The following is a 21,530-nucleotide window of genomic DNA, read 5'->3' as shown; positions in this document are numbered from 1 at the left end:
TTAAATGATTCGTATGCTCAAGAAGGGAAATCTCAATAATTCATAGAAATTATAAAAATAGTCTACTTGAAGGTAAAAAAATGGCGAGTGCTTTTATTATAGTTAGGATAGAATCAACCTGAATATGCCACAAACAAAGCCAATTGTAAGCGTGGAAAATGTTGTAGCATCGGCTTCAGTTGATCAGAAAATGGACTTGAATGAAATAACACGCACATTCCCAGATGTAGAATATCATCCAGATCAATTTCCTGGGCTAGTCTTTAGACTAAAGAGTCCGAAAACTGCAACTTTGATTTTCACATCAGGAAAGATGGTATGTACAGGTTCAAAATCAGAAGAAATGGCAAGAAAGGCAGTAAAAACTGTAGTTCAAAAACTTCGAAAAGGAGGGATAAAAGTAAAAAAGATGCTACTGTAGAAATTCAAAATATTGTAGCATCGATTAACTTAGGGGGCAAAATTCATCTAGAACAAGCTGCAAGAACATTGCCAAGAAGCATGTATGAACCAGAACAGTTTCCAGGATTAATTCATAGAATGTTAGACCCAAAAACGGTAATTTTGTTATTTTCTTCTGGAAAACTTGTCTGTACAGGCGCTAAAAAAGAACCTGATGTCTATAGATCAGTTAACAACTTACATGCCTTACTAGAAGAGAAAAATCTAATGATCTACGATTAAACGTAGATTGAATTTATTTTCTTAATTATTTTATGGGACTTCCTAAAGGGACGTCCTCATTAACGGTTAGCCAAAATGGTTTATCATCAACATCAGCAGCCAAAAGCATTGCATTTGATTCAACTCCGGCCATAGTTTTAGGTTCCAAGTTTGCAATAACAATTACTACTTTGCCAATAATATCCTCAGGTTTGTAATATTGCGCTCCCCCAATTATCACATTTTTTGTTTCATTTCCAAGATCAATTATTCCTTTGATAATTCTAGTTTTGCCTGTAATCGGTTCGGTTGAAATAATTTTTGCGACACGAATGTCTAATTTTGCAAAATCATCATAAGACACATGAGACATAAGAATTCCTAAATTATCTCATTAAAATCAATTTCGAAATTTCACAACAGAGTTTTTTTATCAATGCCACTTGTTTCAATTTCATATTTCAATGCAGCTGGCAATTCAACATATTTTTTATTCACTAAAACAATTATTTGATCTTCAGGCACATTTACCATTTTTAGTAACTTACCACGTTGATGAGCATAGGCGTTTTTCCAAAACCCCGCTCCGTCAAAGGTTCCAATTTTTGGCATATATCGTGATGGTTTCATGTTTAGTGTAATTGACTGTGACGGAAGTTTGGCAATTGCCGTTAGAACTGGAGTTACTGTTCTGGATTTTAGGCATGTTGCCCATCACAGTCAGTTTCTTATGTTATTGGAATCTAATATATTTAATGCGAAATGATGAAAGGCATGGCGGAAATTCAGGTTTCAGTAGAAATTGATGCCCAAATTGATAATGTTTGGAACATAGTCTCAGACATAGATAACGAACCAAAATTTTGGAAGGGAACCAAAGAGATTAGAAACATATCAAAAAACGACAACGTGGTAAACAGAGAGATTACAATAGCGTTTAGAGATCAAAAATGCATGCAGGAAGTAAAACTATATCCAAAAGAAAAGATCGAAGCATTATTCACAAAAGGAGTCATAGTAGGAAGTAAGATAATCACATTAACTGCAAAAGATAAAAAAACAATCCTAGATGTAAAATGGGATATCAAACTTTCTGGAATGATGGGGATGTTCACCGGAATGATAAAAAAACACATTCAAAGTGGAACTGAGCAGGCATTACAGAAGATCAAAGAAGAGATAGAGAGATAATTCATGGAATTAGTTTTAGATGTTTTAAATTATTCATTAATCGCAATTTTAATTGGAATTTCAGCAGCATGGATAATTCTAATAAAATCGATGGTTGACTCTGCCAGATTTACACCAAAGCTTGAAGACTTTGAAAAAAAAGAGCACGATAACCCTAAAGTTTCAATAATTCTTCCTGCAAGAAATGAAGAAGAATTCATTGGAAGATGTCTTGACTCACTAATTGAGCAAAACTATTCAAATTATGAAATAATTGTAATAGATGATTCATCAAATGATTCAACTAGTAAAATTATTTCTGAATATGCAAAGAAAAACTCAAAAATAATTCCAGTAAGTGCACAAACAAAACCAGATGGATGGATGGGGAAAAATTGGGCCTGTATGGAAGGATACAAAAAAACAACTGGTGAGATTTTATTATTTTCTGATGCAGATACAAAGCATTCACAAAATGTAATTTCCCTGGCAGTATCTCATTTACTCTCTTTTGATTTGGATGCATTATCAGCAATTCCAAAAATGCGTGCAATTGATTTTTGGACAAAAATCACACTACCAATGATTTCGGTCTTTCTCCACACTAGATTTTCAGCGCTAAGAGTTAATGATCCTTCAAAGAAAACAGCGTATTTTTTTGGCAGTTTTTTCATAATTAAAAGAAAAACATACGAATCAGTTGGAATGCATGAAAGTGTTAAACATGAAATTATTGAAGACGGTGCCCTTGGAAAAAAAGTAAAAGAATCAGGATATAAAATGAAAATCGTTAGAGGAGACCACCTAATTGATGCAGTTTGGGCCAGAGACCGAAGTACACTTTGGAATGCATTGAAAAGGTTAATGGTTCCGCTATATTTACAAAGTAAAAAAATTGCAATTGGATGTTTTTTTGCAGTATTGTTTTTATTATTTATGCCATTTCCAATTTTAGCATATTCAGTCTTTGGAGTGTTTCAAACGACATCATTTTCATTATTATTTGTGGCATCAATTATTTCCACAATAATGATTTACGTTGGAGCAATAATCGAAGTCAAAAAATTATTGCAGTTAAAATTAATTGATGCCTTGTTTGCCCCAATAGGAAGTCTAGTAGTTGTATTAGGTTTTTTGAGTGGATTACTTCAAGCTAAGAATAGTACTGTATCATGGAGAGGGCGAAAATATTACATGAAAGATCATGTTCAAAACTCAATTAGTGTATAGCAATGCTTTTAGATAGAAAAAGGGGTACCGATTTTGCATGGATAAATCTGGAGTAATTGTTGGAGCCATAAGTGGAGCAGCAATTGTTGCAATAATTTTTGCAGTAATTTTAGCAGTACCTCCAACTGCAGTAAAAGCAGATGTCATTTCAGATAACAAATCAATTCCAAGTGCAACAGGAGCAACACTGACGGATTACTCAAAAAAGCTTTCATTAATTGAAATATTTGAAAAATCAGAACCAGGAGTAGTTAGAATTAACGTTCAAAGAGCGGAGCAGTCAAACGGAACTAGTGGAGTAGGTTCTGGTTTTGTTTTTGACAAACAAGGCCACATAATTACAAATGCTCATGTTGTTAAGAATGTAAAAAAAGCAGTAGTTACATTTTTGGATGGCAGATCATATAATGCAGAGATTGTGGGCTCTGATCAATATACAGACATAGGAGTAATCAAGGTCAATGCAGATTTATCATTATTGCAGCCATTGCCACTAGGAGATTCAGCAAATCTCAAAGTTGGAGAACCAATAGCAGCAATAGGAAATCCATTTGGGTTATCAGGTTCTATGACTTCAGGGATTATTAGTCAATTGGGCAGACTCTTACCTTCAGGTGCAGGATACTCCATTCCAGATGTGATTCAGACAGATGCTGCCATTAATCCAGGAAATTCAGGAGGACCACTATTGAATATGAGAGGGGAGATTGTTGGAATAAACACAGCAATACAATCAACTACGGGCGAATTTACGGGAGTAGGATTTGCAGTGCCATCACAAACTTTAGCTAAAATTGTTCCAAAGATAATTGCAGATGGAAAATACATACACCCATGGATTGGAATAGCAGGTAGAGATATTGATCCGGATCTTGCTAAAGTTTTGAATCTAAATGATGCGGTAGGTTTTCTAGTAATTACAGTTGTAGATGACAGTCCAGCTGCAAAAGCTGGAATACACGGTTCGAATGAAACTGTAGAAGTTGATGGAATAAAGTATTCAATCGGAGGGGACATTATCTTATCAGTTGATGGAAATCAAGTAAGAAAAATAGATGATATTTTAATTCATTTGCAGAGAGCAAAATCCGTAGGAGATGAAATGGTGTTAGAGGTTCTAAGAGAGGGCAGAACAACGAACATTACAATTACTCTAGATGAACGACCAAACGGAAATTGATGCAATACAAGCATAAATACCTCTAGACAAAAACACCAACTATTGAATGAGCTTGTATTAAACTCTGAGAGTTTAAACAGTGTTTTAGAAGATAAAATAATTTCCAGAGAAGACATAGTAGAGATATATCAAAATTCAAAAATAAATTCTAAAGAATTATTCTCAACGGCACAAAAACTAAGACAGAGATTTAAAAATGATTCAGTAACATTTTCAAAAAAAGCATTTTTTAATATTGTAAATTTATGCAAAGACACATGCTCATACTGTACTTACAAGGCAGAACCTAATGAAAATAAAATATCATTAATGTCAAAACAAGAAATAAAACAGTTATTGAGTCTTGCAAAAAAATATCGATGCGTAGAAGCATTATTTGTGACAGGTGAAAGACCAGAACAGAAATACCAAGAAGCCAAAGAGTGGCTAAAAGAAAATGGATTCAGATCAACTGCAGAATATTTGGCTCATGCATCAGAATTAGCAATAGAGGAGGGATTATTCCCACATACCAATGCTGGGAATTTGAACCATGATGAGCTAAAAGAATTACAGAAAACCAATGTGTCAATGGGCATAATGCTTGAAAACGTTAGTGAAAGATTGACAAAAAAAGACATGCCTCATTATCTAGCTGCCAGTAAAAGACCACAAGCAAGACTTGAAGTATTAGAAAACACAGGAAGATTAAAGATTCCAATGACTACAGGGATTCTTGTAGGTATTGGAGAAACACCAATTGAGGTGATAGACTCTATCATTGCAATAAAAAAACTACAAGAAAAATATGGAAATATTCAAGAGGTAATTATCCAAAACTTTCAGCCAAAGCAAGACACTAAGATGAAGAATTTTCCTCCAGCAAATGAAAACTATTTCAAAATAATTGTCGCACTAACAAGAATAATCATGCCAAAAATGAACATACAGATTCCACCAAATTTATCTCCAAATTCATATCAGAGTTTTCTATCTTTAGGAATTAATGATTGGGGGGGAATTTCACCACTTACACCAGATTATGTAAATCCAGAATTTTCATGGCCAGAGATTAAAAAAGTTGAACAGAATTCAAAGAATGCAGGATTTGAATTAAAATGCAGATTTCCAATTTATCCAGAATTTTTTTCATTTATTGGCAAAGAGTTAAGAGGTAAGATGAAAGATATTGAAGATGAGGAAGGATTGGTAAGGAAGGAATATTGGAAATGAATGTGAATATAGATTCCCTACTTAAAAAATCAGATTCATCTATTTCTGAAATTTTAAACAAAGCATTATCTGATAAAGAGGTATCAGCAGAAGAAGGATTAAGGCTGTACAATACATCAGGTATTGATTTTCATTTAGTAGGATTGGTAGCAGATGAAATTAGAAGTAGAAGAGTAGGAGATACAGTCACCTATGTTGTAAATAGAAACATCAATTTCACTAACGTATGCATTAAGCAATGCGGTTTTTGTGCATTTAGTAGAGACTTTAGAGAAGAAGAAGGATATTTTCTCCCAACTAAGGAGATTGTAAGACGCGCAAAAGAAGCACATCAATTAGGGGCTACTGAGGTATGTATCCAAGCAGGCCTTCCACCAGACATGGAGGGAGAACTATATGAAAATATTTGTAAAGAAATTAAAAAAGAAATTCCAGATATTCACATACATGGATTTTCACCTGAAGAAGTACTTTATGGAGCATCAAGATCAAAGACTACAATTAGAGAATATCTAAAAAGACTCAAGGAAGCAGGAGTAAATACACTTCCAGGAACTGCAGCTGAAATTTTAGATCAGAAACTAAGAGATAAAATTTCTCCAGGAAGGATAAGTGTGAAAGATTGGATAGAAGTAATCAAGACTGCGCATAATCTTGGAATCAACACTACATCAACTATGATGTTTGGGCATATTGAAACTCCAGAAGACAGAGTAAACCATATTGTAAAAATCAGAGAAATTCAAAAAGAGACAAAAGGATTCACAGAATTTGTTCCACTTAATTTTATTCACAGTGAAGCTCCAATGTACAAACATCAACTTCATGAAGAGATAAGAGAAGGAGGTAGTGGAAAAGACGTTTTACTTACTCATGCCATTGCAAGAATTTTATTGAATAATCAGATTGACAATATTCAAATGTCTTGGGTAAAGGAAGGACAAAAAATGTCACAGTTATTGTTAATGTGGGGAGCAAATGACTTTGGGGGAACGCTAATCAACGAGAGCATTTCAACTTCAGCTGGTTCTAATCACGGACAATTGATAAAACCAAAAGAGATCAGACGACTTGTCAAAGAGATTGGAAGAGTACCTGCTGAAAGAAGTACCAATTATAAAATATTGAAGAGATTTGATGGTAATGATGAATCAGATGATGAGCTTGATAAAATTTCAGACGCGTCTAAATTTGGATCATATGCAGAACTGATCAAAATTAACAAATTCAGATACAAGAATCCAAGAAGCGACAAACCATAGAAACTATTTCAATAAAATTAGTCAAATAATCATATTGAAGTTGGCGGTTTTTGATATTTTAGTAGCACCGTTAGATCAATAGGCATGAAATTGGTGTAAAAAAACCATCCAGACAGAGTAACAAAGCTTAAGATGAACATTAATAAGGTAATGTACCGTACCATACGGTATGATGCGAGCAAGATTAACATACATACCTGTAGAAGTAGCAGACCAATTCGAAGATTTTATTATAAAAAGAGACGTCCAGATACTAGATGCAGTAAAAGCAAGAACAAGAGATTACAGCACGTTATCTCTTTTAAAATTACTATACCAACTCAGAGGAAATCCAATGACGTTTTCAGATCTATATTCAAAATCTAAGATAAGAATGAAAAAATCATTTCTGAATTATTTGCATCTTTGTATAGATTATAACTTTGTGCAAAAAGAAGCAGTGGGAGCAAACATGATCTATTCCATAACAGACAAAGGAAGAACCATGTTGAATCTGTTTATTCATAAAAGTAATTAGACAGAATAATTGACGTAGAGAGTGGCAGATGGATTTCCAGAAGCAGAAGTATTTGAGATAAAAAAAATAGAACTCAACAGTCCAATAATATTTGCAGGGTTTGTCGGAGCAGGCCTAGTAGGATCACTTTCAATTAGTCACATAATTGAAGAATTAAAAATGGAAGAAATTGGATTGATGAGATCAAAATATCTTCCACCATCAACTGTTTTTATGAAAGGAAGACTACGTCATCCTTTTAGATTTTATGCAAATAAAGACGGAACGATATGTGCAATAATTTGTGAAATAACATTAAGAATGGAAGGATTGTATTCGCTGGTTTCAGCTATTTTAGATTGGTCAGAAAAAAAAGGATCAAAGGAAATTGTAATTCTTGATGGAATTCCAAGTGAAGAACATGACGATAAAGCATATTGTGCAGCAAAAGAAGATTTGGTAAGAATGATGGCAGATAAAGACATCAGCATGATCCCGCAAGGATTCATCACTGGGATTCCAGGAGGAATTTTAAACGAATGCATTGTAAGAAAAATTCAAGGAGTGGCATTACTTGCAAAAGCAAATAAAGCATCACCTGATCCTACAGCGGCGTCTACATTGATAGAAGCATTAAACCGATTCTACGATATGAAAATAGATACAAGTAGTTTGGAGAAAGAAAAAGAGAGAATTCATTCTGAATTTAACGAATTATCTCAAAAATATGTCAAACACAGGGAAGAGTTTTCTGGAATGTACATGTAAGCCAAAAGATAGGCAAATTCTTTTATTCACAGCAAATACGCATGAAACTATGGGTTTAACCTACAAAGATGCAGGCGTGGACATTACCAAAATTAAACAAAGTCAGGCAGCAATAGGCAGACTAATTGAATCCACGCATAAACTCCAAAAAATGGCAAAGATAACACATGGTTTTGGACATTATGCAGGAATTGTAGAAATTCCAGGAGGGCAACTACTAGCTACACATACAGACGGTGTAGGTACTAAGGTAGTAATTGCAAATATGATGAAAAAATACAACACAATTGGAATTGATTGTGTCGCAATGAATGTAAATGACATAATATGTATCGGTGCAACTCCTGTTTCATTTGTAGATTACATTGCTGCAAACAAAAATGATCAAATAATCTTTAAAAAAATTGTAGAAGGATTAGTTAATGGCGCAAAAAAATCAGCACTGCCAATTGTAGGAGGAGAGACAGCAATAATGCCAGACGTTCTTACAGGAAAAGGATTCTCATTTGATTTAGCAGGAATGGTGGTAGGTCTTGTTTCAAAAAAAGATATTGTGTTGGGTAACAAAATAAAACCAGGAGATGTAATTATTGGGGCAAACAGTAGCGGTATCCATTCAAATGGATACTCACTTGCAAGAAAAGCTCTGCTATCAAAATATTCTGTAAAAGACAAAGTAAAAGGAGTAGGAGTCATAGGAGATGCATTATTGACACCAACGGAAATTTATGTAAAACCGGTTTTAGAAAGCATTCAAAAATGTAAGATTAATGGATTAGCTCACATCACTGGAGGAGCATTTACAAAACTAATGAGACTTAAAAAAACAGGATACGAGGTAGATAGTTTACCAAAAATACCTCCAATAATGGGATTAATTGAAGAGCAAGGAGTAAAACCAGAAGAGATGTACAAGACATTTAACATGGGCATAGGGTTTTGCATTATATCTCCAAAAGATCAGGTATCAAGAATAAGATCAATTTTCAAAAAGCATAAAATTACAACTCAAGAAATAGGGCGGATAGTATCCAAAAAAGGAGTTTTTGTAAATTCATCAAAAATCACATAATTAGACAAATATGAAATAATTTTCAACCAAATATCGCCTTATATTAGCAATAAATCAACAAAGATAGAGAATGGCAGCAGAAGCGAATTTTATTGAAACGATCATTGGGGTAGGAATTCTACTATTTGCCGCAAAATTAATGGCAGAGTTATTTCTTAGGCTTAAACTTCCAATTGTATTAGGGGAATTAATAGCAGGCATGGTAATCGGCCCATTTGCACTTGGAGCATACATTGTTGGGTCTGGAGGAGTATCACTAGTTAACATTAACAACGAGATAAAAATTCTTGGAGAGATTGGGGCAATAGTAATTTTGTTTATGGCAGGACTTGAGATGACTCCAAAGGAATTCCTAAAAGGTGGAAAAGCATCGTTTACAGTTGGAACATTAGGAGTTGTAGTTCCATTTGCAGTAGGACTGATAGTTTTTCAGATGTTTGGTTTTGATGCGTTGCAATCAATGCTTATTGCTACAGCACTTACAGCAACAAGTATCGCAATTTCAGTTCAAGTATTAAGTGAATTTGGAAAACTCAAATCAACAGAAGCACGTCTGATTATTGGAGCAGCAGTAGTTGATGATATTTTAGCTATAGCAGTACTGTCAGTGGTAATATCAATTGCAAACGGTCCAGGTGGAGTGGATAGTATCGATATTTCAGATGTAACAATAAAAATTCTTCAAGTGTTAGGATTCTTTGCAGCAATGCTCATAGCATCTGTTTGGGTAATGCCAAAAATCATTACACCAAGATTATGGAAAGCAAAAGGAAGTGTAGAAGGAATTGCAACAGCATCATTTTTTGGAGCAGCGGCACTTGCAGGATCTATTGGACTGTCGCCAATCGTAGGTGCATTTGCAGTAGGAATGGCATTATCAACTACCAAGGTATTTGAAAAAGTTGAAAACTATGCACATCAAATAGGATTGATCTTTGCACCGTTATTCTTTGCAATAATTGGTGCACAAGTAGATTTTAGACAGGTAAATGCAGAGATATTGTATCTTAGTGGGATAATTATTGCAATAGCAATTGCTACAAAATTATTGGGATGTGGACTTCCAGCAATGATGTTTTTGAAAAGCAAATCCAAGGGAATGAAAGTAGGAATAGGCATGATATCAAGAGGAGAAGTAGGTTTGATTGTGGCAGGAGTAGGAGTAGCGTCGGGAATTTTAACATCAAGTGTATATTCCACCATTGTGATCATGGTAGCAGTTACAACAATCATAACGCCAATATGGTTAAAGATAGAATATAAAAAAGAACAGAAACATGAAGGGGCAGAACCACAAGCAAATAATCTGCTATGAATAGATAGAGTAAAAGAATGAATTTTCAGGCAAAATTAGGCATCTAACGTCCCAAGATTATTTAACGAATTTATGTTCAATTAGATATGATTTCAAATATGAATAAACTAGATGTGTTATTTTCAACTGCATGCACTGAAATAACCCAGAATCTTTTGACAATTAAAGAGCCAACTAAAAAACAAGTAAAGGCAGAAATTAAAAAAATATGTGCAAAATATGCACTAGAAAGAATTCCAAGAAATCATGAAATTCTTTCAACTGTAAAAGATACTGATTTTTTCAAATTACAAAAAGTTTTGTTAAAAAAACCAATCAAGACGGCATCTGGAGTATCAGTGATTGCATTGATGCCAAAACCTTATGCATGTCCTCATGGAAGATGTACGTATTGTCCAGGCGGAATAGAATTCAATTCGCCAAATAGCTACACTGGGAAAGAACCATCAACACTTAACGCAATACAAAATGAATATGATCCTAAACTGCAGATAATATCAAAAATTGAAAAATTAATTGCTTTTGGACATGATCCATCTAAAATGGAAATAGTAATTGTAGGAGGAACATTTTTGTTCATGCCAAAAGACTATCAAGAGAATTTTATCAAATCTTGCTATGATGCGTTAAATGGAATTGATTCAAAAAATTTGGAGGAAGCTAAATTAAACAACGAACATGCAAAAATAAGAAACGTAGGATTTACAATTGAGACAAAACCAGACTATTGCAAGCAAAAACATGTTGATGCAATGTTAGATTACGGAATTACTAGAATAGAGATAGGAGTACAATCATTACAAAACAGAGTATACCAAATTGTCAATAGAGGACATAATTACAATGATGTCATAGAATCATTTCAAATTTCTAAAGATGCAGGATATAAAATTGTAGCACATATGATGCCTGGACTTCCTACAATGACACCAGAAGGAGATATTGCAGATTTTAAAAAATTGTTTGAAGACCCAGAACTTAGACCAGACATGTTAAAAATTTACCCATCACTAGTAATTGAGAACACACCACTCTATGAGGAATACAAACAAGGAAGATACTCACCATACTCTGATCAAGATATGATCAAAGTTCTAACTGAAGTAAAGAAAAACGTTCCAAAATGGGTCAGAATAATGAGAGTTCAAAGAGAGATATCACCAAATGAAATCATAGCAGGTCCAAAATCAGGAAATCTCAGACAAATAGTACAACAAAATCTAAGTAAGCAAGGCATTTCATGTAAATGCATCAGATGCAGAGAGGCAGGACTATCAAACAAAAAAACTAACGAACAAGATATAAAATTAAACAGAATTAATTATGATTCATCAAATGGAAAAGAAGTATTTTTGTCATATGAAGATTCAAATGAATCAATTTATGGGTTTTTGAGATTAAGAAAACCAAGCAATCTTGCACATAGAAAAGAAATTGGAGATAATTCTTGTATTGTACGCGAATTACATGTGTATGGTAAATCATTGAAGCTTGGAGAAAAATTAGAAAATGAGATTCAGCATTCAGGATTGGGGAAAAATTTAATGAAAGAGGCTGAAAAAATTTCCAAAGAAGAATTTGATGCTACAAAACTACTAGTAATTAGTGCTGTAGGAACAAGAGAATATTATCAAAAAATAGGGTATTCGTTATATGGGCCATACATGACAAAATCGTTGAATAAAGAATAGACATGTCAGAACAAGAGATTTTCGGCAAGGGAACTTGGATAGATAAATTAGCGCATGAGTTACTAGAGCGAGAAAAAACTCTAGGTAGAAGTTTAGAACTATTAAGAGTTGAAAGCGGACTTGGTGCTTCAGGAGTTCCACATATAGGAAGTTTAGGAGATGCAGTTAGGGCATATGGAGTAAAACTTGCATTAGAAAATTATGGATTCAAATCAGAATTAATTGCATATTCAGATGATTTAGACGGATTGAGAAAAATTCCGGAAGGATTTCCGGATGATTTAGAAAAACACATTGCTAAACCTGTTTCGTTGATTCCAGACCCTTACGGTTGTCATGAGTCATATGGAATGCACATGAGTAGTATTCTTTTAGATGGGCTGGACAAGATGGGAATTAAATATGAATTTAGAAGAGCGAAAGACACTTACAAAAATGGATTGCTAAAAGATCAAATTCATACAATTTTACAAAACAGCGCAAAGATAGGAGATAAGATTTCAGAATTAGTAGGGCAAGAAAAATATCAGAAATTCCTACCATACTTTCCAGTATGTTCAAATTGTGACCGACTTTACACAGCAGAAGCATTTGAGTATCTAGAAAATGAGAAGAAAGTAAGATACAAGTGTCATGATACAGAGATTAGCTCAAAAATGATCAAAGGTTGTGGACACGATGGAGAAGCAGACATTACAAAAGATCTCGGCAAATTAGCATGGAAAGTAGAATTTGCAGCAAGATGGGCAGCATTTGATATTAGATTTGAAGCATATGGAAAAGACATCATGGATTCAGTAAAAGTAAATGACTGGGTCTCAGATGAGATTTTGAATTTTCCACATCCTCATCATGTAAAATATGAAATGTTTTTGGATAAGGGGGGGAAAAAGATTTCAAAATCATTAGGAAATGTGGTTACAGGACAAAAATGGATGGAGTTTGGAAGTCCAAAATCAATTTTGCTACTACTTTACAAAAGAATTACAGGTGCAAGAGAATTAGGATTTGAAGACATACCATCGTTGATGAATGAGTATAACGAATTAGAGGACATATTTTTTGGAAAAATCAAGGTTGACAATGAGGCCAAATTAATAAAATCAAAAGGACTCTATGAATATGTAAATTTACTAAATCCTCCAAAGCAACCAAGCATACATGTCAATTATAGATTATTAGTTGAATTAGCAAAAATGTTCAAAGAAAACAGAACTGAAAGGGTAATGAAAAAACTATTAGATTACGGTGTAATCAAAAACCCTGATCCACAAATAGAAAAATTAATTGAGTTAGCTGGAAATTTTGCAGATGAGTTTGATCAACAAGAAAAAGCACAAGTTGACATGGATGAATCAGCAAAAAAAGTTTTGAAACTACTAGTAGATGCACTCAATGCAGAAGATGAACCAGAAGATATTCAAAATACAATATATCAAATTGCAAAGTCAAACGGGGTTGAACCAAAAGACTTCTTTAGAATTTTATATCAAATAATACTCGGCACATCAAGAGGACCTAAAATTGGACCACTAATAACAGATATTGGAAGAAAGAAAGTAGCAAAAACAGTTTCAGAATATATCTAAAATGGTACACAGCGAGCACAATAAATCAAGAGGCAGTAGCAGTTTTGCTCTAATCATATTTGGGGCATTACTATTATTTTTAGCACCCAACATAAATCCCGATAATCCAGAATTAGGGATGCTGGCATTGATTGGGGGCATAGTTATTGGCGGAATTGGATTTTACCTCAAGTTTATTCGCACAAGAGCAAAAAACTAAAGAAACGTTCATCTTTTGGAGATTTTTGTAGATTAACATGGGTCTTTTTGGAAAGAAAAAGGAGCAAGTAGAAGAAAAGACATATGAAAAAAATGAAGAGAGAGTTTTAAAGGAATCACTTGAAACAGAAGTAGAAGGACTGCAAATTGAATTTAGAACAAAACAAGAAGAAATTGACAACATTACAAAAAAGCTGCAAAGCGTAAAAGAAGAATACGATGAAGCAACTAGCAAATTAATGGAGATAAAACGAGAATCAAATCAAAAAAAATTAGAACTCGATACAATATACTTGGAATATAAAAATATCAAAACAAAAATAAATGACTCGGAAGAAAAATTCAATAAAAATAAAAAAAATATCGAGGAAATAGATAGAGCAGAGATCAATATTACAAAAAAGAATCAAGAACTTGAAAAGATCACAAAAGAGTATGATGATGTTAAAGAAAAAATCACAGAAGGTCAATCAGAATTACGAGAAATACGTGCACAGCAGATTCAAGCACAAAAAGAGCTAGAAGAAATTACTTCTAGACTCTATAATGCAAAACATGATGTAAAAAACATACAGGAAAATATTGATGGTGAAACAGGAATTTTTACTTCTAAAGAAAAAGAATTCATCGAAGGAGAAATTACTGACAAAAAAGCAACTAAAGGAATAATCGAAGCTGCTAGCGCAGTAGTGGGAGGGTTAAAATCAAAACTAAGTAAGGCAGAAAAAGAGCTAGAAACGCTTCACGTTCTACTAGACAAAGAACGCAGAGAACATGCTCAAACTAGAGAGGAACTTGAAAAACTAAAAGAAAAGAAAGAATCTAAAGAATAGATACAATTTCCAAATTTAGCGCATAAAGTCTACAGCATATAATGAGAAGAAGAAGAAGCCAATACCACCACCAAGAATTGCAATCCATGCAATAATTTGTTTAATTTTAGACATTATCATTAAATTAAGAAACAACATATTATTGAATCTACGCAATTATTAAAAAATCACAATGATGAATTTTACAACAATAAGAGATTAAAATAAATAATTAAATTAATTTTGAAAAAAATATCATCCATAAATTAGGCAATGTTCGCATTCACAATTTTCTTGTTGTTTTGATTTTACCAAACATTTTTTGTGTTGGCCGGCTTGACATTGAACACATACCTGTTCTATATTTTCGACACTAGTGTATTTTTTTGATTGATCAAAACCAAATCCACCGTCTTGAGGTCCAACCATGTCAATATTTAGAACAGTGTAGTATTTCTACTTCACTAAGAGAGTGCTTTCTCAATAGAATTTCTCAGATCTGTCCGATATGTTTCAAGAATACCTCTAATTTCAAAAGCATCAACAAACCCGCCTGTTGATGATCGAGTTGCTTTGAGCAAATAATGTAATGTTCCTTCTTCAATCTTTCCGACATAATAGCCATAAAGAAAATCAACTTGATTTTCACATTTCCAAATTTGTTTAACATTTGGAAAAGTTTGATGAATTTCAGATGGAACATCTCTAATTCTTAATTTTACATAATCTTCAAGAGATTTTCTAATTGAAGAATCAGGCATCATTTCTAAAATTAGTTTATTATACTTGTTTTTTAGTCATTATTTTTATCAGATTTTTTATCTGAATCAGGTTTATCCCACATGTGCATAGTTCCGCGAATCATAAACGAGCCAACAATAATAGCAACAAGTCCACCTACAATAAAAATAAAAAAATGACCTATGCTTTTGAGATTAGCCATGATAGACAATAGGTTTAGTGTGTAATTATAATTGTCTGATAAACAAGATTAAAGAATCATCATAAACAGGAATTTGTAATGAAATGCAACAATATGAAAATTGGATGCTATCACGACAATGCTATCCATTTTGAAGGAAATGGCAGATGTCTTGTAAAAGGTTGTAAATGTGAAAAATATATCATTTAAAATTATGAATTTTAGATTAAACTAGGCGGATCCTGCAGAGTTTGTAGAAGTAACAGAGGATGCCAAAATTTTATCTATTTCATTAATGGCAATCTTATCTCTTCCAATTAATTCAAACTTTTGAATCAAAGTCTCAAATTTTGTTTCTTCTTGAACTTGTTCATTAACAAACCATTCTAGAAAGGCATAAGTTGAATGGTCTTTATCTTTTTGTGCAATTTCAACTAGTTTATGAATTGCAGCAGTAACTGCTTGTTCGTTTTTTAAAGCCGTTTTTAAAATAGATTCTAATGATTTAAAATCAGATGAAGGCAATTTGGTTGCAGGAATTGTTGCAGCAATTCCCAGATTATTTAAGTAATGAACAATTTTTAACATATGGGCTCTTTCTTCATCAGATTGAGCATAAAAGAAACTAGCACCACCCTCATATCCAATCACTTCACACCAAGAAGCCATTGACAAATAGATGTTAGAAGCATTTGCTTCTAAGGAGATTTGATTGTTTAATCCATTTTGTATATTTTTTGAAATTTTCATATTCTATTTTATGAAATGTTTTAGTATTAAAAAAACTTACTAAAAAATACATTCAGATATATGAATAAGTTATCAAAAAAACAGAATACATTACAATTAAAAAAAATACAAAGACATAAAAAAATTAAAGTTAAATATCAGATAATAATAATTTCGTTATGCTTTTTGGTGTATTTGCAACACATAGCCCAGAATTGTGCCCGCTAAACAATGAAAAAAGTAAGAAAATTTTCTTAAAGATTAAATCCAATATGGACAAGGAAATAAAGAAATACAACATAAGTAAAATCGTAGAATTTTACATGTCCGTGTTAGAACACGAGTGGATCATAGTTATTGATGCGGTTCATGCACATGATATAGAAAAATTATGTATTGATGTCGGAATTTCATCAATGAGTACAGTCAAAATAGTTCCAATGAATCTCTATAGCGATACCATCAAAAAACTTGAAGCATCAAAATAGAAATTATGTGTATTTTTGAAATCTAAAACAGTCACATGTATGATCGTTTACCATACCTACAGCTTGCATGAAAGCATAACAGATCGTAGGACCAACAAAATTAAAACCATATTTTTTTAATTCATCACTCATTTTTTTGGAAATATCAGTAGATGCAGGTATATCTGAAAGACGTTTGAAATTGTTTATTATCGTAGCATGATTAACAAAACTCCAAATGAATTTATCAAATGAGCCATACTCCTTTTGAATTTTTATAAAGAGTTTTGCGTTATTGATTGCTGAATTGATTTTTAATTTATTACGAATTATTTCAGGATTGTTTAGTAAATTTTTGATATGCTTTTCAGTATACTTGGATACTTTAACTGGATCAAAGTCAGAGAATGCTTTTCGATATCCATCTCGTCGTTTAAGAATAGTAGTCCATGTTAAGCCAGCCTGAGCTCCTTCTAAAATTAAAAATTCAAATAGTTTACGATCATCATGTTGAGGTTTTCCCCATTCATTATCATGATACTCAATGTTAAGATCATCCTTTGCCCATTGGCATCTAGTTCTCATAGAATGAAAGTTTGTTTAACATAAAATAATAGTTACTAGATGAAAAAGAGAACATGAAGGTCAACCAGCAATTACTGCAAATAAACAGGAATTTTATAATTTGTTTTATCATTTCAGCCTCACTTTCAGCAATTGTTGCTCAATCATTAACAGGATATGAGAATCACCTCACAACTACAATTACAATAATAACAGGATACATAGTATATTTGGAATTTTTTCGGTTTTATTTTATTTGGATAATAAAGTCAGATACAAGCAAATGAATTCAAGTTTAATTAAAAAAGAGATTCTGAATATGATTTCATCATTTGGAGCAGGTGAAATTATTTATCTTGCAGTACGATGGCCTTCTTTGTATTATTTTCTTGAAATGAGCATAGAGCCATTTATTGCATCATTAATATCAGAAATTATAGCTACTACATGTTATATGACATCAGTAACTATTTTTTTAAGAAAGACAAAAACATTCTAAAAATTTCATTTCAAATTAGAATCTAAAAATTCAAGTAAAGCGGGCTCGGTCGGATTCGAACCGACGACCTAACGCTCCGCAAGCGTTCGCACTATCCAAGCTATGCAACGAGTCCAACAGAATCGGGATATCAAATTTTTAAAAACGTTTGGTATTTGAAAAAACTATGCTTCTTTTTCTGCCTTGTTGACATAGACATAATTCATGATCAAACCTGCAATTATACCACCCAGAATTGGTGCTGCCCAATACAACCATTGAAACTCCCAAGCTCCGGAAATTAATGCAGGACCAAATGTTCTTGCAGGATTTACAGATGCGCCAGTTAATGGAACTGCAACAAGATGAATCAAAAACACCATTCCACCAATTGAAAATCCATGCCATCCAGGTGATGCTTTCTTGTGAACGGCTGTCATGAAAATTACTAGTACTAAGAAGAAAGTCAAAATTGCTTCAATTGCAAAACCAGAACTTATGCTATTATTGATAAGTTCACTTGGACCGCCTTGAGTACCAAAGTTAACTTTAGCACCGAGTTCCGGCAAAATTGCTTTAAGAGTTGCAGCTGCGGCAACTGCACCAATTATTTGTGAAATAATATATCCAATACCATCTTTAATTCCAATTTTTTTAGTAATCATCATTGGAATTGTAACTGCTGGATTGATGTGAGCCCCAGATACATGTCCAAATGCATAAACCATAAGAGCGATTGCACCACCATGACCAAGTGAGATAAACAATACAGATTGTGTTGTCAGAGTTTCTCCAAAAGATGCTACTGCAATAATTACAGAAAGCGGGCCAAAAAATACCAGACCATATGTTGCAATTGCTTCTGCAAGATACGCTCTTGGATTAACCATAAGCTAAAGCCAATCGGATTTCCATATAAAACATTCGAAGTAGAATAGATCATCTCAAGTCAAAAAGTAATTAATGGTCAAAATATCTTTAGACATATCATGTTAGAAGAAGGAGAATCAGTTCCAAAATTTGAAGTAAAAGATGCAAACGGAAGCAGTGTCAAATCAAGTGATTTTAAGGGCAAAAAGCATGTAATCTATTTTTATCCTAAAGACTTTACGCCAGGATGTACAACAGAGGCTGATGAGTTTTCCAAAGATTATAAAAAATTTCAAAAAGCAGGAATTGAGATTATAGGAATTAGTCCAGATGATGTTGATTCACATAAGAAATTTTGTGATAAGATGGGAATAAAATATCCACTTCTTGCAGATGTCGATAAAACAATTTCAAAACAATTTGGAGTATGGGGCAAAAAGCAATTCATGGGAAGAGAGTACATGGGAGTAGCAAGAAGTACATTTTTAGTTGATGCGAAAGGAAAAATCTTCAAGGTATATCCTAAGGTAAAACCGGCCGGACATTCAAAGGAAGTATTAGATGATTTTTTAAAATTAAATTAAAAATAAAAAGAGAATAAAAATTAGAATCCTTTTGGCAATGTGCCTCTAGAAGTTTTTGGTGGTTCAGGAGCTGGTTTTGCTTCAAATCCTTTTGGTAAAGCACCATGTGTTGTATTTGTTCTAGTTTTTACTTCTTCAGCAACAGCTTCTTGGTATCTTTTCTCATCTTCAATTCTTTGTTGTTCCATTCTTTGAAGATACTCTTTTTCATATTCTTCTAATTGTTCTTTTCTTGACTTTCCAGAACTTTCAGATGTAGATGAAGTTTGAGCTTGTTCTACTCCTTTAGGCAGTGTACCTTTTGGCTTTGCAACCTCGGCTGGTTTTGGAGGTGCTTGCTGTGTTTGAGCTTGTGCAACTACTCCATCAACTGTCATTGTTACACCACTGAAACCTCCAAACATTTTATCTGCTGGATGATATGCAAGTCTAGGTCTTGTTGCAAAGTACTGGTTTGATGGTTGTGTATATCCAGGAACTTTAGCTTTTTGATCATTCCAATTTCCTGATGGAACTTTACCTACAGGAGCAGTTCTTCTTACAAAGTATCTGTTTGGAGCTGGAGAATAACCTGTTACATGTGCCCTATACCAATGAAAATCTGTCATTTTGGCATTTTGATAAGCATTCTCTAAAGCTGCCTGTACAGTAGCTGGCGGTGATGCTTTTGTCTCAGATGGTTTTGGCACATCTGCTGGTTTTGGCTCAGAACCTTTTGGCAATACGCCTTTTGGTTTTGTAACCTCAGCAGGCTTTGCAACCTCAGCTGGTTTTGGTGCTGGTTTTGCAACCTCAGCAGGTTTTACCTCAGCTGGTTTTGGTGCTGGTTTTGCTTCAAGCTGTGTTGCCAATTTATCTAATTTAGCTTCTAATTCGGCAATCTTGTTTTCAAGATCTTGTTTTGTTTGCTTTTTAGTTGCCATTCCTTTCAGTAAATATTACATTGTTTATTTACATTTTGATCAGACTGAATAATTAGTTAAAATTAATTGGAAAAAATAAATCATAATATGTAAAAATTTCATAAATATAAAATGAACTATAAAATAAAAACAAATGAATTTTGAAATTAAATATCAATTAAAACAACATAGGCGGTCAGGATATGGATTTTATCAAAAATAGAAAATAAAAGAATGATTGAATTAGAATCCTTTTGGCAATGTGCCTTTACTTGGTTTTGGAGGTGCTTGCTGTGTTTGAGCTTGTGCAACTACTCCATCAACTGTCATTGTTACACCACTGAAACCTCCAAACATTTTATCTGCTGGATGATATGCAAGTCTAGGTCTTGTTGCAAAGTACTGGTTTGATGGTTGTGTATATCCAGGAACTTTAGCTTTTTGATCATTCCAATTTCCTGATGGAACTTTACCTACAGGAGCAGTTCTTCTTACAAAGTATCTGTTTGGAGCTGGAGAATAACCTGTTACATGTGCCCTATACCAATGAAAATCTGTCATTTTGGCATTTTGATAAGCATTCTCTAAAGCTGCCTGTACAGTAGCTGGCGGTGATGCTTTTGTCTCAGATGGTTTTGGCACATCTGCTGGTTTTGGCTCAGAACCTTTTGGCAATACGCCTTTTGGTTTTGTAACCTCAGCAGGCTTTGCAACCTCAGCTGGTTTTGGTGCTGGTTTTGCAACCTCAGCAGGTTTTACCTCAGCTGGTTTTGGTGCTGGTTTTGCTTCAAGCTGTGTTGCCAATTTATCTAATTTAGCTTCTAATTCGGCAATCTTGTTTTCAAGATCTTGTTTTGTTTGCTTTTTAGCAGCCGACATTTAGTTTGGATGAATTTTCGGGGTTTATTTACATTTGGGTCAAGTATCAAAGTAAAATTTGATCAAGTTTTATATGCATAATACACCCAACTGTAACTATGGATGATTTTGAAAAAGAGTATCCGGGATTTGATTGGAAAAATACTCCTGCATACAAACACCCTGGAGGAAAAGATTGTCCTTGTCCAAAACATGAATACATTAGAGAACAGATCAATTTTACAAGACAGGTAAATCAGAAAGGTAAGGAGCCATCAAAAATAACTCTAAAATTCTGTCCTGATCATTATAGAGTGTATACTCAAGAGGTAATTCCAGCTATGCCATTAAAATATAGAATTTTAACAAAAATTGCATTAAAATTGGGAGCAATTCAAGTAGAGCAGTTAAAATACATGGAATCAGAATTATGTTTCTATTGTAAATTTGGTTCTGGTGGACATGATAGAAAAAACGAACTTCCACCAATGTAAAATT

Annotated in this window: 27 protein-coding genes, 1 tRNA gene and 1 pseudogene; 18 read left to right on the top strand and 11 right to left on the bottom strand. The window is 33.4% G+C overall.

The window, feature by feature from the left end; genetic code table 11:
- The first annotated feature begins 124 nt into the window (after positions 1 to 124).
- Positions 125 to 684: pseudogene (locus DSQ20_RS03285) on the top strand (TATA-box-binding protein).
- Positions 685 to 709: 25 nt separating this feature from the next.
- On the opposite strand, the gene DSQ20_RS03280 reads toward DSQ20_RS03285, so the two are convergent.
- Positions 710 to 1,036 carry a tRNA-binding protein gene (locus DSQ20_RS03280; protein WP_179366023.1) on the bottom strand — a complete coding sequence of 109 codons (327 nt, stop codon included), beginning with the start codon at positions 1,034 to 1,036 and terminating at the stop codon, positions 710 to 712.
- Between the two features lie 41 nt (positions 1,037 to 1,077).
- Entirely contained in the window at positions 1,078 to 1,293 is a 216-nt protein-coding gene (locus DSQ20_RS03275; protein WP_179366022.1) for a hypothetical protein, read from the bottom strand.
- A 144-nt stretch (positions 1,294 to 1,437) separates the two neighbouring features.
- Here DSQ20_RS03275 and DSQ20_RS03270 point away from each other — a divergent pair, with 144 nt between their 5' ends.
- The 13 genes from DSQ20_RS03270 (at position 1,438) to DSQ20_RS03210 (ending at position 14,679) form a co-directional block, all read left to right on the top strand.
- Positions 1,438 to 1,854, top strand: a complete 417-nt coding sequence (locus tag DSQ20_RS03270; protein WP_179366021.1) for a type II toxin-antitoxin system RatA family toxin — start codon at positions 1,438 to 1,440, stop codon at positions 1,852 to 1,854.
- 3 nt (positions 1,855 to 1,857) lie between these two features.
- A complete protein-coding gene (locus DSQ20_RS03265; RefSeq protein WP_179366020.1) occupies positions 1,858 to 3,063 on the top strand; it encodes a glycosyltransferase family 2 protein in 1,206 nt (401 codons plus the stop codon).
- Between the two features lie 37 nt (positions 3,064 to 3,100).
- A complete protein-coding gene (locus DSQ20_RS03260; protein WP_179366019.1) occupies positions 3,101 to 4,243 on the top strand; it encodes a S1C family serine protease in 1,143 nt (380 codons plus the stop codon).
- 42 nt (positions 4,244 to 4,285) lie between these two features.
- The gene (gene cofG / locus DSQ20_RS03255) at positions 4,286 to 5,455 is read left to right on the top strand and encodes a 7,8-didemethyl-8-hydroxy-5-deazariboflavin synthase subunit CofG (protein ID WP_179366018.1); all 1,170 of its coding nucleotides are present in this window, start codon (positions 4,286 to 4,288) and stop codon (positions 5,453 to 5,455) included.
- Positions 5,452 to 6,717 (top strand): 5-amino-6-(D-ribitylamino)uracil--L-tyrosine 4-hydroxyphenyl transferase CofH, encoded by a 1,266-nt coding sequence (gene cofH, locus DSQ20_RS03250; RefSeq protein WP_179366017.1) that lies wholly within the window; start codon positions 5,452 to 5,454, stop codon positions 6,715 to 6,717. Before cofG ends, cofH begins: the two co-directional genes overlap by 4 nt.
- A 169-nt stretch (positions 6,718 to 6,886) precedes the next feature.
- Positions 6,887 to 7,234: a hypothetical protein gene (locus DSQ20_RS03245; RefSeq protein WP_179366016.1), complete on the top strand. Its 348-nt coding sequence runs from the start codon at positions 6,887 to 6,889 to the stop codon at positions 7,232 to 7,234.
- Positions 7,235 to 7,255: 21 nt separating this feature from the next.
- Positions 7,256 to 7,981, top strand: a complete 726-nt coding sequence (locus DSQ20_RS03240; RefSeq protein ID WP_179366015.1) for a proteasome assembly chaperone family protein — start codon at positions 7,256 to 7,258, stop codon at positions 7,979 to 7,981.
- 49 nt (positions 7,982 to 8,030) lie between these two features.
- A complete protein-coding gene (gene purM / locus DSQ20_RS03235; protein ID WP_179366014.1) occupies positions 8,031 to 9,053 on the top strand; it encodes a phosphoribosylformylglycinamidine cyclo-ligase in 1,023 nt (340 codons plus the stop codon).
- A 70-nt stretch (positions 9,054 to 9,123) separates the two neighbouring features.
- A complete protein-coding gene (locus DSQ20_RS03230) occupies positions 9,124 to 10,368 on the top strand; it encodes a cation:proton antiporter (RefSeq protein WP_179366013.1) in 1,245 nt (414 codons plus the stop codon).
- 98 nt (positions 10,369 to 10,466) lie between these two features.
- Positions 10,467 to 12,059 carry an elongator complex protein 3 gene (locus DSQ20_RS03225; protein WP_179366012.1) on the top strand — a complete coding sequence of 531 codons (1,593 nt, stop codon included), beginning with the start codon at positions 10,467 to 10,469 and terminating at the stop codon, positions 12,057 to 12,059.
- Positions 12,060 to 12,061: 2 nt separating this feature from the next.
- Complete coding sequence (gene lysS, locus DSQ20_RS03220) at positions 12,062 to 13,648, top strand: lysine--tRNA ligase (protein ID WP_179366011.1); 1,587 nt, start codon at positions 12,062 to 12,064, stop codon at positions 13,646 to 13,648.
- Between the two features lies 1 nt (position 13,649).
- Complete coding sequence (locus DSQ20_RS03215; protein WP_179366010.1) at positions 13,650 to 13,847, top strand: hypothetical protein; 198 nt, start codon at positions 13,650 to 13,652, stop codon at positions 13,845 to 13,847.
- 37 nt (positions 13,848 to 13,884) lie between these two features.
- Positions 13,885 to 14,679 carry a DNA repair protein gene (locus DSQ20_RS03210; protein WP_179366009.1) on the top strand — a complete coding sequence of 265 codons (795 nt, stop codon included), beginning with the start codon at positions 13,885 to 13,887 and terminating at the stop codon, positions 14,677 to 14,679.
- Between the two features lie 234 nt (positions 14,680 to 14,913).
- Here DSQ20_RS03210 and DSQ20_RS03205 read toward each other — a convergent pair whose 3' ends face one another.
- From DSQ20_RS03205 to DSQ20_RS03190, 4 genes are all read right to left on the bottom strand, one after another.
- Positions 14,914 to 15,087, bottom strand: a complete 174-nt coding sequence (locus tag DSQ20_RS03205; RefSeq protein ID WP_007550044.1) for a hypothetical protein — start codon at positions 15,085 to 15,087, stop codon at positions 14,914 to 14,916.
- A 35-nt stretch (positions 15,088 to 15,122) separates the two neighbouring features.
- Positions 15,123 to 15,422, bottom strand: a complete 300-nt coding sequence (locus DSQ20_RS03200; RefSeq protein ID WP_179366008.1) for a hypothetical protein — start codon at positions 15,420 to 15,422, stop codon at positions 15,123 to 15,125.
- A gap of 29 nt (positions 15,423 to 15,451) precedes the next feature.
- The gene (locus tag DSQ20_RS03195; RefSeq protein WP_179366007.1) at positions 15,452 to 15,601 is read right to left on the bottom strand and encodes a hypothetical protein; all 150 of its coding nucleotides are present in this window, start codon (positions 15,599 to 15,601) and stop codon (positions 15,452 to 15,454) included.
- 210 nt (positions 15,602 to 15,811) lie between these two features.
- Positions 15,812 to 16,330 carry a ferritin gene (locus DSQ20_RS03190; protein ID WP_179366006.1) on the bottom strand — a complete coding sequence of 173 codons (519 nt, stop codon included), beginning with the start codon at positions 16,328 to 16,330 and terminating at the stop codon, positions 15,812 to 15,814.
- 251 nt (positions 16,331 to 16,581) lie between these two features.
- On the opposite strand from DSQ20_RS03190, the gene DSQ20_RS03185 reads away from it, so the two are divergent.
- Complete coding sequence (locus tag DSQ20_RS03185; RefSeq protein ID WP_255458316.1) at positions 16,582 to 16,797, top strand: hypothetical protein; 216 nt, start codon at positions 16,582 to 16,584, stop codon at positions 16,795 to 16,797.
- 3 nt (positions 16,798 to 16,800) lie between these two features.
- On the opposite strand, the gene DSQ20_RS03180 is transcribed toward DSQ20_RS03185, so the two are convergent.
- A complete protein-coding gene (locus DSQ20_RS03180; protein WP_179366004.1) occupies positions 16,801 to 17,361 on the bottom strand; it encodes a DNA-3-methyladenine glycosylase I in 561 nt (186 codons plus the stop codon).
- 298 nt (positions 17,362 to 17,659) lie between these two features.
- On the opposite strand from DSQ20_RS03180, the gene DSQ20_RS10560 reads away from it, so the two are divergent.
- Positions 17,660 to 17,839, top strand: coding sequence for a hypothetical protein (locus DSQ20_RS10560; protein ID WP_255458315.1), 180 nt, complete (start codon positions 17,660 to 17,662; stop codon positions 17,837 to 17,839).
- A gap of 40 nt (positions 17,840 to 17,879) precedes the next feature.
- Here DSQ20_RS10560 and DSQ20_RS03170 read toward each other — a convergent pair.
- Both DSQ20_RS03170 and DSQ20_RS03165 read right to left on the bottom strand, forming a co-directional pair.
- A tRNA-Arg gene (locus DSQ20_RS03170) sits at positions 17,880 to 17,954 on the bottom strand.
- Positions 17,955 to 18,003: 49 nt separating this feature from the next.
- Entirely contained in the window at positions 18,004 to 18,708 is a 705-nt protein-coding gene (locus DSQ20_RS03165) for an MIP/aquaporin family protein (RefSeq protein WP_179366003.1), read from the bottom strand.
- A 99-nt stretch (positions 18,709 to 18,807) separates the two neighbouring features.
- On the opposite strand from DSQ20_RS03165, the gene bcp reads away from it, so the two are divergent.
- Complete coding sequence (gene bcp / locus DSQ20_RS03160) at positions 18,808 to 19,272, top strand: thioredoxin-dependent thiol peroxidase (protein WP_179366002.1); 465 nt, start codon at positions 18,808 to 18,810, stop codon at positions 19,270 to 19,272.
- Positions 19,273 to 19,292: 20 nt separating this feature from the next.
- Here the strand turns inward: bcp and DSQ20_RS03155 are convergent, their stop codons facing one another.
- Entirely contained in the window at positions 19,293 to 20,195 is a 903-nt protein-coding gene (locus tag DSQ20_RS03155; RefSeq protein WP_179366001.1) for a trans-sialidase, read from the bottom strand.
- 222 nt (positions 20,196 to 20,417) lie between these two features.
- A complete protein-coding gene (locus DSQ20_RS03150; RefSeq protein WP_179366000.1) occupies positions 20,418 to 21,053 on the bottom strand; it encodes a trans-sialidase in 636 nt (211 codons plus the stop codon).
- 98 nt (positions 21,054 to 21,151) lie between these two features.
- Between DSQ20_RS03150 and DSQ20_RS03145 the strand changes: the two genes are divergently transcribed.
- Positions 21,152 to 21,526 (top strand): hypothetical protein, encoded by a 375-nt coding sequence (locus tag DSQ20_RS03145; protein ID WP_179365999.1) that lies wholly within the window; start codon positions 21,152 to 21,154, stop codon positions 21,524 to 21,526.
- The last annotated feature ends 4 nt before the right edge of the window (positions 21,527 to 21,530 follow it).

This window comes from Nitrosarchaeum sp. AC2 (assembly GCF_013407385.1).
Taxonomy (GTDB): domain Archaea; phylum Thermoproteota; class Nitrososphaeria; order Nitrososphaerales; family Nitrosopumilaceae; genus Nitrosarchaeum; species Nitrosarchaeum koreense.
Note: the sequence above shows the minus strand (reverse complement) of the source record. Positions and strands in the feature narration are given on the sequence as shown.